Raw genomic sequence first — 14137 nt, forward strand, 5'->3', positions numbered from 1 at the left:
GTAAAATCAACCCATCCCTCCCAATAGCAAGTGGTATGATGGCAAAAAGGGAGATTCTGGCGCGAGGCTCGAAGGCTCTCACAGCAGAAAGGATGTTATACCACATGCCTACATACAACAAATTGGTGCGGGACAAGATTCCGCATATTATCACATCCAGCGGTAAGGAATGCCGCACACGCATTCTGGACCCGGAGGAGTATAAGCAAGAGTTAAGAACGAAGCTGCAAGAAGAATCGGATGAGTATGTAAAAGCAGCAAGCGATCAGGAAGCGCTGGAAGAATTGGCAGACATGCTCGAAGTGATTCGGGCGCTGGCGGAGGTGCATGGTGCGAATGCGGGGCAGCTGGATAAGCTACGGGCAGACAAAGCCGAGGCGCGCGGTGGATTCCAGGAACGGGTGTATCTGATCGATGTCGACGAAGCTTAACGTTAAACTCATTATAGATAACTTGGCAGACGAACTGATTGCCCGGATGCAGCATGCATCCGGGATCTATATTATGACGTCCTTTATCATGCAGTCCGGGGTGCGGATGCTCGCGGGAGATTATTTGTATATCACTCAGCCGGAAGGACTACGGGCGCTCTGTGAGGTTGATCCACGAATTGAGACACGTTTGTGGCGAAGTATGGGTACTTCTTTTCACCCGAAAGCTTATCTGTTCGATGCCGATTGTATAGAAACCATAATCGCTTGATACAAAAACCTCAAAAAATTCTCATCGTCAAACTGATCAAAATAACCCGCATAGCGACGATCCGTCGTATAGGCTTCAGCAATACACCTCAGAATCTCAATATCACAGACCATAAACTGCTCCAGACAACTCTTCCATTTACGCACTAACGCTTGTACCTCACCAGAAGCAGGGGACAGATCCTGATGTTTCGCCAATTCCCGAAATACCTGCTCTACGTTGACCGAGAACTGCTGGTAGGCTATTTCTTGCTCTTCCGCAGACAGCTCGCTCACATTAGCTTCGAATTCCTGATATTTCTCGGTGTCTCCATAGACAAACTTTGCCTCGGATTCATATTGCTCTTGAATAGACAGAATGGAAGAGTCATCAAACAGATTAAGATGAGAGATATCCGTTCCATCCACATACTCGTCCAACTGGTCGATGATGGTTTCGAGCTTTTGTTTTCGTTGAACGAGTGTACTGCGGTGCTCTCTCAGGATTTCTTTCTGTTCGTCTTTGGAGAGTTGCATCATGGCTGCAATGTCTTTTAATGAGAAATTCATTTCTTTGAACAAGAGAATCATCTGCAGATTCCCCAGTGCCTCTTGATCATAATAGCGATAGCCGTTGTCCTCGACTTTGCTCGGTTTCAATAGATCCGTTTTATCATAATAATGTAATGCGCGTTTGGTGATGCCAGTAATCTGAATGATATCTTTAACGGTGAAATAGGGTGTCTTCATTCCAAAATTCCTTTGTTTCCGCAAGAATGACACTTGCCGGAGTGATGGTTGCTTGGGTAATCGGTGTACCTGTTTTGTTCAGATAATATTGGATTAAGTGATAACCGCAAGAATAGCCAGCCGCATAGGGCATACCTACGGGCGTGAAGTTTTGCATGATGGCAAGTTCATCGCCGTATAGATACGGATTAATTTGGTCAAAACCGGTGACATGCAGCTGGTCTTTCATCTTCGGTTTGATTACTTTATTCAAAGTCTCCATATCCGTTTTAGCTACCCAGGGGCCTAGCAACTCTTCTCCATACAGGGATGTCGCAAAGCTCTCGGCCAGCCCCTCACTAACAACCATTTCCCCAAGCGTAATCTGTGGATTCCACTGGATATATTGATACCTTACGTTATGATTGCATTCATGGGCTAACACGGATTGCATACGAGGTAGAGTATACCTATTGGGGATCAGGTTCGCAATAATATAACCCGGGATTCCACCATCTCCGCTGATGCCTTCGTTCATGGTGAGTGATGGACTGTTCTTGTCGCCTAATAAAATCGTGTATAGATATTCGGAGACCGATAGCTCAATCCCATGATCTGTAAAGGTGGATAGACTCGTACGAACAGCTTCATGACACTGTTGCCAAAATGCCTCAGACGAAATCGCTGCTAACGATTCGTTAATCTCAGGTGTGATATCTGCTGGAGCGATATTCATAAAGTTATTCATCATGATCACATCGAAGCCGTGAGGCTCTTGAGAGCGAAACGGGATCTGTTGAATGTTCCATTTGTTCATGAATGGACTCATCATTCGTTCGCGGTATAACTCCAATTTCTCATCAGGTGCAGCTTGCATGATCTCCTCATAGATTTGATCTGAACGTAACGCGGTAATCTTCATCCTTAATCTCTCCTTCATGTAAGCTTGAGATCATTATCAAGTATGACCTAACGTAACAGTCAAGCGTTGATGTTACGCTGCTGGCTCTCAGAATGATTCTGCATCTTCATTGCGAATATCAGAGCAGACAGGATATAGATCAGGCTTAACAAGAGATAAGGGAGTTGCAGCGAGAATACGCGATCGAAAGTCGTTTCACTAACCCTCACCAATAATCCGCCAAGAAGCGTACCAATGGCACTGATCCCAAAGGACAAAAAGCGAAACACACTTCCGACCCGGCCAAGCATCTCATTAGGAACGGAACGTTGCAGGATGGAGGAACGGGTAACATTGTAGACAATAATGAAAAATGCAGCACAGAAGTACAGGCCGCCTACCATATACGCATTTGTAGAAAGACCCACCACACCGTAGATCATTCCCATGCACAAAATGGAGGAAATAATCAATTGTTTTGTACTCCATCTCTTACGCATATAAGCAACAGCCTGGCTCCCTACAATGCTGCCGATTGTTGCAATGGAGATGAGGATACCAAATGCAAAAGCATCCAACTGAAGCACATCTCGTACAAAGAAAATCTGAGTAGCCAGAATGATCGAATACATCAGCGTAACGGTGACAGACAGAATGGCTAATCCGCGGAGAAAACGATCATGATAGACATATTGAATACCGGACCACATCTCACGTTTCCAATTCTTCATCGGGCGAACTTCCTTCTTGGTTGTTTCCGTATCCCCGGGGTAGAAGTTTCCCTTCAAACTGATTAAAAAAAGCAGAGCAACTACAGCCGTTACGGCGTCTATGGCAAAAGGAAATACAATATGCAGGGTTATGATAAACCCTCCCAGAGCAACGCCCAGAATATCACTTGTGATTAACTGTCCGGCGGTGAACTGCCCATTCGCTTTCTCCAATTTACTTTGATCTACAAGTTGTGGGATGACCGTCTGCACCGTACTGTCGAATACAACTCGGCTCAGGCCAATCCCAAACATGAACAGAGCTAGAATCGGAATGCTCACCCATCCTCCCCAGATGCATAACGTCAGTCCAAGCAGAAGGATCATTCGCGTAAAGCCTGCCCCAATCAGCATATGTTTGCGTGAGTAACGGTCGATGAGGACACCTACAGGAAGACTGAATAGTAGCCAGGGTAAACGAAGTGCCGTCATGGTGACAGAAGCATACAGTGTATTGCTTGTAAGGGTTGATATGAGCCAAGGAACCGCAGCGAGTGTAAGTCCATCACCCAAAAATGTAAGCGAAAATGCACCAAATAACTTGGTATAGTTCGATTTGATTTTCATCGTTCCCTCCATCAATAAGATGTAAAGCATAGCAAATTTAAGATTGGAAGATAATGTGTGTTTACTTAAACCAAATTTAAGTTATTCTAAAATGGTTTTCAATCCTATTTTTACAACAAATAACTTCACAAAACGCTTACAAACTTTCAATTCTACCCTACCTTTTCCGCTACGAAGCTGAGATAATGGGAGAGGAATAAGGCATGAAACAGACACAACAACCATGTTCACCAACAGTCTAAAAATAAAAGCTGCATATCCATAGGAGGATTATTAATGACGACACAACCATTGAATCTGATCCAATCCACGGAGGGCCAAGCGTTGCTTGCCCAAATGTATGGACAATCACAAGTAGAAGAACAGACTGCACGTTACACAAAGCTGAACGCAACGTTTGAAGAGTACTTCAGCCCGCAAGAGGGAAGCAAGTTGTTCAGCGCAGCAGGACGCAGCGAGATTGGCGGCAATCATACGGATCATAACCATGGTAAAGTGCTGGCGGGCAGCATCACGCTGGATACGATTGCAGTGGCAGCACCAACTGCGGATTCCGTTATTACGTTTTACTCAGAAGGTTATGACAAGAAATATGTAATCGATCTCACGAATCTTAAGCCAAATACGGAAGACGATGGCACAACAGCATTGATTCGCGGTATGGCTGCGGGATTTGGAGAATTCGGATATAAGGTAGGCGGCTTCCAGGCGTACCTCTCAAGTAACGTGTTTTCGGCATCTGGGGTGAGTTCCTCGGCGTCATTCGAGATGCTGATCTGTACGATTTTGAATCATTTCTATAACGATGGAGCACTGGATGTTGTGACCTTGGCCAAAATAGGTCAGTATGCGGAGAATCACTATTGGAACAAACCTTCCGGTCTGCTGGATCAGATGGCTTGTGCGTACGGCGGACTGATTGCCATTGATTTTGAGAATCCTGCACAGCCGGTTATCGAGCCTGTTCAATGGGATTTCCAACAGAACGGTTACTCATTGGTCATTGTGAATACAGGTGGTAACCACGCTGATCTGACGGAAGATTATGCTGCTGTGCCATATGAGATGAGAGCGGTTGCTCAGGCGTTGGGCAGTGAGTATGTTCGGGAAATTACTGCTGACGCCATCTATGCCAACCTCAAGAAGGTTCGTGAAGCTGCTGGGGATCGTGCCGTGCTGCGTGCGCTTCATTTCCTGGAGGAAAACAATCGTGTCGATGGTCAGGTTCAGGCGTTGCGTGATGGACGTTTTGCTGATTTCTTGAAACTGATTACGGCGTCTGGTAACTCGTCATGGAAGTGGTTGCAGAATGTATATCAGAGTGGTGCTGTGAAGGAACAAGAGATTGGCATCGCGCTGGCACTGACCGAGAATTATCTGCAAAACCTGGGTGATGGCGCTTGTCGTATTCATGGTGGTGGATTCGCAGGGGTTATTCTGACGATCCTTCCGAACGAAAAAGTAGAAGAGTATATGTCTTGGATGCACGACATGTTGGACACACCGATTATTGTCGTTAATGTGCGCGCACAGGGTGCAGTATGTCTGAATGCATTAATCGCTAACGCAGGCTAAAAGCACTCAGATAAATAGTTCTAACATGATTCAACGAAGTCCGGGCTATGCCCGGGCTTTTTGGATTGTCCATTTTTTTTTAAAACTTCAAACTTTGAAGGTCTGTAATGTGTTATTTAAGTAGTGGCTATATCTCAATAATGTACTCATGGGAGGAAGGATCAGATGATTACACCTACAGTGGCTGGTCAGGAAGAGGCTCAATTATACGAGGAGTTGCGGCGTGCGATCGATGAATTCGAAGAGGGTGAGCAGCGGCAAAAAGTTCTGAGTCGGATGGTCAGACAGCTCAGGTTCGCCAAGTGGCGTAAAGATCGGATGCGCAAGGTTGATACATACTGCCAAAAGATCAAGCCCGCGACACTTTGGATCATATTAGCCACAGGAGCACTTACGCCGGTCTTGTTATTTAGCGTGTTTATCTGGGTGTCGTTATGGGTGGAATGAAGCTGTAAAGAAGAGGGATAACAATATGAAGTTAATAAAAAGAACCGTTAACCATCGGATTATCGTATTCCGACTGTAACGATTCTCTGAACTATCTTTAGGCTTAGTGGGACATTTGCGTAGATTTATCGTCTAAAGATTGCACTTGTCCCTGAATATATTGGTGGTAATCGCGGAAGCTGCTGATGTGATGCAAGGAATCGGAATTCTCAGACTGAATCTTAATTTTACCGTCCTGAGGCAATTTTTTCATCTCAGCAATGACGGATTTGGAACCTTGGATATCACCGGACATGTCTTGAATTCGCTGTAATAATGCCGGATGTCCTTCATGTTGGAGCATTTCGGCGAGCGGGCGCATTTCCTCCAACTTTTGGCTCGACCGTTCAAGTGTGGTCATCACTTTGTCTCCATCTGTACTTGCGCTAAGCGAGACCATTCGGTGGATATGATCTTTCTCCATACGTTCAAGCGCCTCAAGATGGGAAGCTTCCAGTCGTTTGGGATCGCTCCAACTCTCTGATCGAACGGTGTCATTCTGTTGCTGGGATGCATTATTCGCAGTGCCATTACCACAGCCCCATAACAGAGATGAGCAGGTTAACACGGCTCCAACGGCGATGATACTTTTTAACCTCATGCTGTCACTCCTTCGATAATTTACTTATGGTAGTATGAGCCGTAAATTGGTAATTATGCATGTAAATAAATCGAAGAGTAGTGACTAACATAAAGGATTTTTAATTCCTATAGGAGTATTAAGGCCAATGGTTGGAGGCCTTTTCAATAATCAATAAGGAACGAAGTATTTATATTTCCATATATATACTGTAAAATCTTCTGATAAAGATATTAAGCTGAACGATACGATCAGGAAATCGGGAGGGTACATGAGTAAGAGGAAGAATGAGAAGTTGTTCAATTATTTATTGTTATTTTTAGTTTTGTATGGAATTAGTTTGTTAATTTGGCCTATAGCTCTTTTCGGACTAGGTATGTCTCTAGCTGCACCGTTTCCGCATACATACGATACTTCCCGTGATATATTAGGTGAAATTCTTTTTACATATCCTTTGGGCGTATTATTTGCAATTTTCTATTGTGGGATTAGTTACGAGAACGGAAGATTCAAAGCCCCTTACTGGGTTGTTCATGTACCATTGCTTTGGCCTGCTTCATGGAGCATAGTCGAATACTTAGGATTAACATTTGGTTTTTAAAGAAAAATGGATTTTTTCTTATCAACAAGTAAAAAACACAAACACCCCTTATCCGGCTGCATACCGGACAAGGGGTGTTTCGCGTTCTGGCTACACTTTCCTTTTATATTTCCCTGTATACGGGATGGTGAGATGGATTTTCAGATCCTTAATCGAGTCTTCCGTAAGCATCATCTTGCTCCCGTTGTTTGATAACTTACGCCAGAGCTTTGGATTTTTGCGATACAGCTTCTCCTGAAGACCGTAAATATCCACACCACGCTCAAGGCCGTGACGATAGGTCTGCATGATCTGCTCCCGCAACTTCACTTCACTAATCTGGATCATCTCCTCATAAGAGGTGGGCACCAGGTATTCGTACAGGGCGGTGAGGTAGTGGGCATCAATGTTGAACGTAACGTCTTCACCCTGAATGACAGGTTTAATTTTGATCTTTGGTAATCCTACACTGAGCGCCCCGTAGATCGTTCCATCTTTCTGCACAAGCAAGGGAGCCCGCCGCATGTCTTTGATTAACCAATGATAACCGGGAAGCTGACTGCGTGGAAAGTATTCAAAGTCATAGCCAGTCTTTTCAAAAAAGGCCCCTTCCACCAGAAACAAATCATGTTTCTTCTCATTCTCAGCCCACTGAGTATCGTTCAATGCAATACTTGGCAGATACGTCGTGGTAGCGGGATCATTATGTGTTGCAATGAGCTTAAAGCTAAGCACAGGCGGGTACAACGATTCTTCCATGTACGTGGGAAGTGGATTGTGAAGAATGCTGTCCAGTGGCGACATATTATAGATGGACGTTGCACTTAGGATTTTCTCCAGAGGCTCTCGTGTTCCGTACACCCAGGTTGTATAACGGGATTCTGGGAACCGTCCCAGCATGTCGAACACTTCTTTGATATGTTTGCTGGTCAGCACACCTTCCGCCATAACAATGGCTGTCACATGCCCCCAAGCCATGTGTAATTGAGCCGTACGGAACAGTTCGTTCAGCGCCAGACTCATAGTTTTCCCTTCGGCATGTCCGACCCATACAGGCGGTGTATCTGCACTTTTGGTTGAACTTTCACTTTTGGCGACACTGGCAAAATCCAGCGTTTGCACATACAGGTGATACATGCCGTCCTTATAATCAATCCCAAAGGCTTTGGCGTAGTCTACCTGTTGAATCTCAAAGGCACTCCAGCACCCACTCGTCATCACGCACATCGATAGGCTTAACAAACCCAGCATATATCGCCGTAACAAACGCTTCATCGTTCGTTCCCTTTCTTGCGGGGCTCCTGGGTCTCGAGATAGACGGGTCTTCGTTTACCTAACCCCTTTGGCAGTTTGAATAATGAAGCTATCGCTTGTTTGAAATGAAGCGGTGTTAACGGCGTGAGATATGGAATACCAAATGATTTGAGATCGGTCAGGTAGATGAGGAACATAATCAACGACAGGATGAACCCATAGATGCCGAGGGATGCCCCCAGGACAAAACAAAGGAACCGCAGGATCAGTACAGAACTGGTCATGACCTGATTCACAATGGTTGCTCCAGCTACGACGGTAACTGCGATGATGACAATCATGAGGGGAGAGACCATGCCAGCTCGAATGGCGGAATCTCCGATAATCAGACCTCCAACGACAGTTAATGTCTGGCCGATGGCACTTGGCAAACGTACCCCTGCCTCACGGAACAGCTCCATCAGCAGCATAATGAGAAACATCTCCATTCCCGATTCCATCGGAAGTCCCATGCGTCCAACCGAGATCGTTGCGACTAGAGGAAAGGGGATCTGATCCATATGAAAGGATGTCAGCGCAATATAAAAGCCAGGCAGGAACACGGTGATCATCAGGCCAAGAAAGCGCAGCATCCGTCCTACGTTCACAGGCAAGAAGGGAAAGCTGGCATCCTCCGGGGATTTGAGCAAAAGAAACAGATTGACTGGCCCAATGATGACGCTGGGATTGCCGTCGACAATGAGGATAAAACGTCCATTCAGGAGACATTCTGCAGCAAAGTCAGGCCTGCCCGTATAATGGGTGACGGGAAACAAAGTAATCTTCGAAGGCGACAGTAATTCTTCCAGTTCATTGGCGGTCAAGATGCGTTCGGTCTCAATCTTACGCAACCGATCCTGGACTTCTTCGATTAGCTCCGGATTGGCGATATTCTTGATATACATCAATGCCACCTTGGTTGCAGAACGTGTACCGATCAGTTCGATATTACAGGCCAGTTGGTTCGTACGCAGACGGGTGCGTATCAAGGCAACATTAACGGCAAGTGGTTCAATGAATCCATCTCTTGCCCCGCGGATCGAAACTTCGGTGGTCGATTCCTCCGGTGTCCGAGTAGGGATGTTAGATATATCAATACTCCACATGGTTTGCAGGGATGGTATACAGACTAACATATGACCTTCAAAAACACGGAGAGACATCAGTTCAGTTCCAAATGCCGGATCTTGCAGATCCATTCGGGTCCAATCCAGGCTGATGCACTTTTCAATGTCGGATGTACGGATAAAGTGTGTATTTTCATATGTTCGTCTGAGTTCAGGGAGAATAATATCGTAGATCGCTTCACTATCTACCATACCGCTGCAATAGGTCATAAGGAGTTGCATCGGAGGTTCTCCGATCATATGACTATTGATGATGACATCATCAGATCCGGCAAAAAAGGTATTCAGGTTATGCTCGTTCATTCGGAACGGTTCAACGTCAGGATTATTCTTGGGTTGGGTTGAGATCGGCACGTTTGGGAGCCTCCTTGTCCTTTTTGTGGATTAATGCGGCAATGGTTAGTATTACGGTAACGACGGATACATAGGCGAGCATGACCGGAAACTGAATATGGTCCACATAATAATCCACGTAATCAATGCGCCACCATTGCATCGCCATGAAGCTCATGATGACGGTAATGGTGAGAATCGCGATATATCGTTTCTTCGGTCTGCGGAAATTCAGCAGATCCACGATGAGATACATGGATATGGCGACCCTTGCAAAGGAACCACTAAGCCACTGATAGATGGACAAAAAATCAACGTGTTGCAGCAGCTTGCCGATATTCACAAGTTTCCATTGCTCATAGGGACTGTTCCGTTGTTTGGCTGCTTCTTCAGGACCAAACTCCACGATGGCTCCGATCGTGGGACCGATCGCCATACTGAGCATAAACACGCCAAGGATCAGAACATGCCACCAACGAATTTTGCCTTTTACTTCATGTTGGAACAACATAAGAATCCAGATTTCCATAAGCCCGGCAAGAGAGTAGATCATGCCCCGCCACACGGGACCCATACCGTTCTCCATAATCGGGAACAACAGACTGTAGTCTTTATATTTCATATTGGCGGACATTACAAAATAACCAAGCAAAATGACAAAGGGCAGCAGCAGACTGGAAGTCATCGCAATGGAGCGTATGCCTTTAGCCGCTGCCCACGCAGCAACCAGTGCTCCGCCCCCTGCCAGAACATAGGGAGGTGTGAATTGAAGATACGTGGATACGGTCCAGTTGGTTGTCTCATACAACGTATGCGTGCCAAGCGTGAATAGCAGAATAGAAGCGGAGATCCGGAAGATCCAGGAAGGGACCGCCCCGAATTCTCGCGTAATCCAATCTGTTAATCGCTGTCCACGTACTCGCCGAATGATGATATACATCATGCATAGAAACAACATGAAAAAAGGGCCAGCCGCTACGACAGACAACCATCCATCCCTGCCTGCTGCTTCGAGAATTCCTGGAATGGACAAGACATGGCAGACCAGTCCGGCACTTAATAAAATGATGGAAAAGGACAACCAAATGGTAATTTGACCTTTTTCACGACTCATGCGAATCCTCCTTTCCAATGAAGGAAGTTTCCGTTAGGTTGTACAGCATACAGGAAGTTGATTCCTTTTTCAGATTTTTTCACAGAAAGCTGCAAGCGATATGGACGGACTACGCAGAAAGCTTTAACATACAGATATAGGAATGTCGAAGACAAGCACTGAGCGAAGCATAGAGAAATAGGGAGGAAACCTGCGATGACAAATACAACGAAGGCACCTGGAGAGACAAAAGTTGGCTTTATTGGTACAGGCGTGATGGGTAAAAGCATGGCTGGGCACATCCAGCAAGCGGGATATCCGCTGCATGTGTACACGCGAACTGCTGCCAAAGCGGAAGCATTGGTGAAGGAAGGTGCCGTATGGCATGACACACCAGGCAAACTGGCTGCCGCGTGTGATGTCATCATCACAATGGTGGGGTATCCGAAAGATGTAGAGGAGATTTATCTCGGTGAGGATGGTCTCGTAGCCAATGCCAAACCGGGTTCATATCTGATTGATATGACAACATCCAGTCCGTTACTGGCTGCACGAATCTTTGAAGCTGCGGAAGCCAAAGGACTGCATGCACTGGACGCGCCTGTATCGGGCGGTGATATCGGAGCGCAGAACGCGAAGTTGTCCATTATGGTTGGTGGTAGTTCGGAGGCCTTTGAAGCTGTGCGTCCGCTGTTTGAGCAGATGGGCACCAACATTGTGTTGCAAGGCAAGGCGGGAGCCGGGCAGCATACCAAAATGTGCAACCAGATTGCCATTGCCTCTGGCATGATGGGCGTATGCGAAGCACTTGCCTATGCCAAGACGTCTGGTCTGGACGCGGAGACCGTGCTGAAGAGCATTGCTACCGGTGCAGCCGGAAGCTGGTCGCTCAGCAATCTCGGTCCGCGCATGATCGCAGGCGATTATGAGCCTGGATTCTATGTGAAACATTTTATCAAAGATATGGGAATTGCACTGGAGTCTGCAAAAGCGATGGGCATGAAAACGCCTGGGTTGGCTTTGGCCGAATCTCTGTATCAGGAAATAGCGAATAATGGTCTGGAAGAGAAGGGTACTCAGGTGCTCTACACCTATTATCTTCAGGCTTAACAACCAAGAGAACAGCAGCGTATTCTTTTTCTATTCAGGAAAGGGTTGCGCTGTTTTTTTCAATTTTGCGGTTTATTTATGCGTCTAAAGTCACGAAATTGGTTAAATGTTCATATGTACTTTACGTCTTGGAGAGATTTTGATCGTTTTCCCTTTATTTTTACCCCGCTTTATCCGACATAAGTAATAGAAGTTTACATAATGAATGTGTCAAAGGATGTTATTCCTCCTGTAATGGTCACCCGTAACCCACACTATAATAGAACGGAGCTTGCCCATGTTCAAGAAAATCCTGTCTCTGTTCAAGACACAACCAGAGCTTGCGAACCAGATTACAGCCTCCGCTTCAGCGTTACCATCCACGACAACCATTCCCCCGCGTATGGTCCGAAGTAAGCGCAAGAAAAAAGCGGAAGGGGATTGGACACGTCAGCCGGAGGAGCCTAGTACAGCAGATCAGCTGATAGGTCTTCCAAGTCAATATAAAGTGCTGAACGACCTGCTCGTTACCAATCCGAAGTCACGCTCCGGTTATTCGCAGATTGATCATGTTGTGATCGGCCCTCGGGCAATCTTTGTGATCGAAACCAGAAATCTGACGACAGGTGAGATTCGCGGTGGAAGAAGAGAGGCCAATTGGTCGGTCAGCAGCAGCCGGGTCAAAATGTACAATCCACTTATGCAGCATCGTGCACATGTGGAAGCCATCCATGCACACCTTGGAGACTACAAAAGAGTACGTCTCGTCTCTATGGTGACCTTCACCAACCGATGCCGCATCAGTGTTGATCCTGCTGTGAGGTATGTGAATTCGGATGAACTGATCATCTACGATCATGAATTGGTGGAAACGATTCAGCGCAAGACGGAACGACTTGAGACTGAGGTTCCCGAAACCGTATTTCAAGAGAAAGATATCCAGGCGATCTACGCTCTGTTATCATCGGTTAATTCCACCGATCCTCAGATTCGGTCAGAGCATATGGAGAAGGCTAAAGGGATCAAATAATTACGCTTCACAAACACTGTTGTCCATATGGGCGGCAGTGTTTTTGCGTTGCGGTGGTAGTTAATGCGCGCCTAGTAAAAGGCTTTAGACACAGGTATATCGTCGTATACAACCGGTTTTTAACTTATGATAGAATGTAGACCATATCCAATTGTGTGAATCAAGCATGTTATATGAAAGGATATTTTTGTAAGTAAGTGTTCAAGTCTTGGAGCAGAGGTTAATGGTTCTCAGGAATATACATACGATAGGGGAAGATTATACGATGAAATGGAATTATACGATAAAGACGTTCACAGTTATGCTTGGTTTGGCAGCGATTCTGACAGCTTGTGGTGGCGGAGCGAAAGAGACGTCATCGCCGGAGTCTGCTTCCGGTACAGAAGTTGCTTCATCAGAAACAAGCAGCTCGAATGCTGCCGTAACAGAAACCACAGCAACCGGTTCGAATGGGAGTGATGAGATAGGTTCAGCTACAGAAGAAGCTTCTTCAGCTGACGACGGCAAGATTGGAAAGGACTCCACATTGGAAGAGTTGAAGCAGCAGTATGCGGATAAACTTGGTTATATCCGTGTCCCTCTGAATGATTATCCGGTGCGTCGGGTCAGTGAGGCAGGTTCCAAAAATATTAATGTAGCCAATTATAGCGATGCCGTTGTGGACATGAATGCAGGGGTGCCGATTCATTCCGATTCGCAGCGGTTAATTGATGATGCCTTTCCATTTTTCACAACCGTACAAGCACCTGACGAATCTTATATAACTTGGGAAGAAGCAACCAATCTGGAGCGTGCCATGGTGAAAACACTGTTTATCGCCCGTGAAGGTCTACTGATCACTGAAGATGCGATGAAAAATAAGGATTATAGCAGTACATCGTTCCAGGATTCCAAGGATTTCTTCAGGGTCACAGCGAAATTTGAATCCATGGCACCTGTTGCACAGCATCCGCGTGACATTACGTTGAGTACGCTATACGACAAAGCACGCACGTCATGGGGCAAGCTTGCTGCGATGGACCCGGAGCAGGATGAAGCGGCGTTTGCTGAGATGTACAAGACGACGAGAACCGATGCCAATAATGCCATGGGGTTGCTTAATGTTCTGTTGTCTACGAATGAGGAAGAACGGATCAAAGAGATTTACGGGGAATAAAAATGCCGTGATCCAGAGTTAATCTGGATCATCCCGGTAACATGTCTGGATCACATGCCTTCAAACTCTGACTACCGATTGAAGCGGGGTCAGGGTTTTTCTGGTTTTTTCCAATAGGTGTATGATATGTTTTTAGGAGTAAGACATG

The 14137-nt window shown here is 46.0% G+C and carries 15 protein-coding genes; 8 read left to right on the forward strand and 7 right to left on the reverse strand.

The genetic code is table 11. The features are described 5' to 3' along the window. Nucleotides 1–104 precede the first annotated feature (104 nt). Nucleotides 105–431, forward strand: coding sequence for a nucleoside triphosphate pyrophosphohydrolase (locus tag NST38_RS05205; protein WP_047841785.1), 327 nt, complete (start codon nucleotides 105–107; stop codon nucleotides 429–431). Beyond that, nucleotides 415–702 carry a hypothetical protein gene (locus NST38_RS05210; RefSeq protein WP_341343838.1) on the forward strand — a complete coding sequence of 96 codons (288 nt, stop codon included), beginning with the start codon at nucleotides 415–417 and terminating at the stop codon, nucleotides 700–702. Before NST38_RS05205 ends, NST38_RS05210 begins: the two co-directional genes overlap by 17 nt. Here NST38_RS05210 and NST38_RS05215 read toward each other — a convergent pair. From NST38_RS05215 to NST38_RS05225, 3 genes are read right to left on the reverse strand one after another with little or no spacing between them, the layout of a single operon-like run. Beyond that, a complete protein-coding gene (locus NST38_RS05215) occupies nucleotides 660–1430 on the reverse strand; it encodes a MerR family transcriptional regulator (RefSeq protein ID WP_341343839.1) in 771 nt (256 codons plus the stop codon). The genes NST38_RS05210 and NST38_RS05215 overlap by 43 nt on opposite strands. Next, a complete protein-coding gene (locus tag NST38_RS05220; protein ID WP_341343840.1) occupies nucleotides 1405–2331 on the reverse strand; it encodes a DUF2268 domain-containing protein in 927 nt (308 codons plus the stop codon). The genes NST38_RS05215 and NST38_RS05220 overlap by 26 nt, the downstream gene beginning before the upstream one ends. Nucleotides 2332–2390: 59 nt before the next feature. After that, entirely contained in the window at nucleotides 2391–3647 is a 1257-nt protein-coding gene (locus NST38_RS05225; RefSeq protein WP_341343841.1) for an MFS transporter, read from the reverse strand. 276 nt (nucleotides 3648–3923) lie between these two features. Between NST38_RS05225 and NST38_RS05230 the strand changes: the two genes are divergently transcribed. Continuing rightward, nucleotides 3924–5222 (forward strand): galactokinase, encoded by a 1299-nt coding sequence (locus NST38_RS05230; RefSeq protein ID WP_341343842.1) that lies wholly within the window; start codon nucleotides 3924–3926, stop codon nucleotides 5220–5222. Nucleotides 5223–5387: 165 nt separating this feature from the next. Beyond that, nucleotides 5388–5669, forward strand: coding sequence for a hypothetical protein (locus NST38_RS05235; RefSeq protein ID WP_341343843.1), 282 nt, complete (start codon nucleotides 5388–5390; stop codon nucleotides 5667–5669). 103 nt (nucleotides 5670–5772) lie between these two features. On the opposite strand, the gene NST38_RS05240 is transcribed toward NST38_RS05235, so the two are convergent. After that, a complete protein-coding gene (locus NST38_RS05240) occupies nucleotides 5773–6309 on the reverse strand; it encodes a hypothetical protein (RefSeq protein WP_341343844.1) in 537 nt (178 codons plus the stop codon). A gap of 250 nt (nucleotides 6310–6559) precedes the next feature. Here NST38_RS05240 and NST38_RS05245 point away from each other — a divergent pair, with 250 nt between their 5' ends. Beyond that, a complete protein-coding gene (locus NST38_RS05245; RefSeq protein ID WP_340027393.1) occupies nucleotides 6560–6889 on the forward strand; it encodes a hypothetical protein in 330 nt (109 codons plus the stop codon). Between the two features lie 90 nt (nucleotides 6890–6979). Here NST38_RS05245 and NST38_RS05250 read toward each other — a convergent pair whose 3' ends face one another. Genes NST38_RS05250 through NST38_RS05260 form a run of 3 tightly spaced genes read right to left on the reverse strand, consistent with a single transcriptional unit; the run spans nucleotide 6980 to nucleotide 10735 of the window. Beyond that, nucleotides 6980–8143: a Ger(x)C family spore germination protein gene (locus NST38_RS05250; RefSeq protein ID WP_341343845.1), complete on the reverse strand. Its 1164-nt coding sequence runs from the start codon at nucleotides 8141–8143 to the stop codon at nucleotides 6980–6982. Further along, nucleotides 8140–9642 (reverse strand): spore germination protein, encoded by a 1503-nt coding sequence (locus NST38_RS05255; RefSeq protein WP_341343846.1) that lies wholly within the window; start codon nucleotides 9640–9642, stop codon nucleotides 8140–8142. Before NST38_RS05255 ends, NST38_RS05250 begins: the two co-directional genes overlap by 4 nt. Then, on the reverse strand, nucleotides 9614–10735 hold the full coding sequence (locus NST38_RS05260; protein ID WP_341343847.1) for a GerAB/ArcD/ProY family transporter: 1122 nt from the start codon (nucleotides 10733–10735) through the stop codon (nucleotides 9614–9616). Before NST38_RS05260 ends, NST38_RS05255 begins: the two co-directional genes overlap by 29 nt. A gap of 195 nt (nucleotides 10736–10930) precedes the next feature. Between NST38_RS05260 and NST38_RS05265 the strand changes: the two genes are divergently transcribed. From NST38_RS05265 to NST38_RS05275, 3 genes are all read left to right on the forward strand, one after another. Then, complete coding sequence (locus NST38_RS05265; RefSeq protein ID WP_036606250.1) at nucleotides 10931–11824, forward strand: NAD(P)-dependent oxidoreductase; 894 nt, start codon at nucleotides 10931–10933, stop codon at nucleotides 11822–11824. A gap of 277 nt (nucleotides 11825–12101) precedes the next feature. Next, nucleotides 12102–12833, forward strand: a complete 732-nt coding sequence (locus NST38_RS05270) for a nuclease-related domain-containing protein (RefSeq protein ID WP_017690394.1) — start codon at nucleotides 12102–12104, stop codon at nucleotides 12831–12833. Between the two features lie 265 nt (nucleotides 12834–13098). Continuing rightward, nucleotides 13099–13989 carry a hypothetical protein gene (locus NST38_RS05275; RefSeq protein ID WP_101314686.1) on the forward strand — a complete coding sequence of 297 codons (891 nt, stop codon included), beginning with the start codon at nucleotides 13099–13101 and terminating at the stop codon, nucleotides 13987–13989. Nucleotides 13990–14137 lie beyond the last annotated feature (148 nt).

The sequence above is a fragment of the Paenibacillus sp. FSL H8-0104 genome (genome assembly GCF_038050215.1).
GTDB lineage: Bacteria > Bacillota > Bacilli > Paenibacillales > Paenibacillaceae > Paenibacillus > Paenibacillus amylolyticus.

Excerpts from the sequence above, each read along its gene's own strand:
- NST38_RS05205 (WP_047841785.1), top strand. The coding sequence starts at position 105 with ATGCCTACATACAACAAATTGGTGCGGGACAAGATTCCGCATATTATC.
- NST38_RS05210 (WP_341343838.1), top strand. The coding sequence starts at position 415 with ATGTCGACGAAGCTTAACGTTAAACTCATTATAGATAACTTGGCAGAC.
- NST38_RS05215 (WP_341343839.1), bottom strand. The coding sequence starts at position 1,430 with ATGAAGACACCCTATTTCACCGTTAAAGATATCATTCAGATTACTGGC.
- NST38_RS05220 (WP_341343840.1), bottom strand. The coding sequence starts at position 2,331 with ATGAAGATTACCGCGTTACGTTCAGATCAAATCTATGAGGAGATCATG.
- NST38_RS05225 (WP_341343841.1), bottom strand. The coding sequence starts at position 3,647 with ATGAAAATCAAATCGAACTATACCAAGTTATTTGGTGCATTTTCGCTT.
- NST38_RS05230 (WP_341343842.1), top strand. The coding sequence starts at position 3,924 with ATGACGACACAACCATTGAATCTGATCCAATCCACGGAGGGCCAAGCG.
- NST38_RS05235 (WP_341343843.1), top strand. The coding sequence starts at position 5,388 with ATGATTACACCTACAGTGGCTGGTCAGGAAGAGGCTCAATTATACGAG.
- NST38_RS05240 (WP_341343844.1), bottom strand. The coding sequence starts at position 6,309 with ATGAGGTTAAAAAGTATCATCGCCGTTGGAGCCGTGTTAACCTGCTCA.
- NST38_RS05245 (WP_340027393.1), top strand. The coding sequence starts at position 6,560 with ATGAGTAAGAGGAAGAATGAGAAGTTGTTCAATTATTTATTGTTATTT.
- NST38_RS05250 (WP_341343845.1), bottom strand. The coding sequence starts at position 8,143 with ATGAAGCGTTTGTTACGGCGATATATGCTGGGTTTGTTAAGCCTATCG.
- NST38_RS05260 (WP_341343847.1), bottom strand. The coding sequence starts at position 10,735 with ATGAGTCGTGAAAAAGGTCAAATTACCATTTGGTTGTCCTTTTCCATC.
- NST38_RS05265 (WP_036606250.1), top strand. The coding sequence starts at position 10,931 with ATGACAAATACAACGAAGGCACCTGGAGAGACAAAAGTTGGCTTTATT.
- NST38_RS05270 (WP_017690394.1), top strand. The coding sequence starts at position 12,102 with ATGTTCAAGAAAATCCTGTCTCTGTTCAAGACACAACCAGAGCTTGCG.
- NST38_RS05275 (WP_101314686.1), top strand. The coding sequence starts at position 13,099 with ATGAAATGGAATTATACGATAAAGACGTTCACAGTTATGCTTGGTTTG.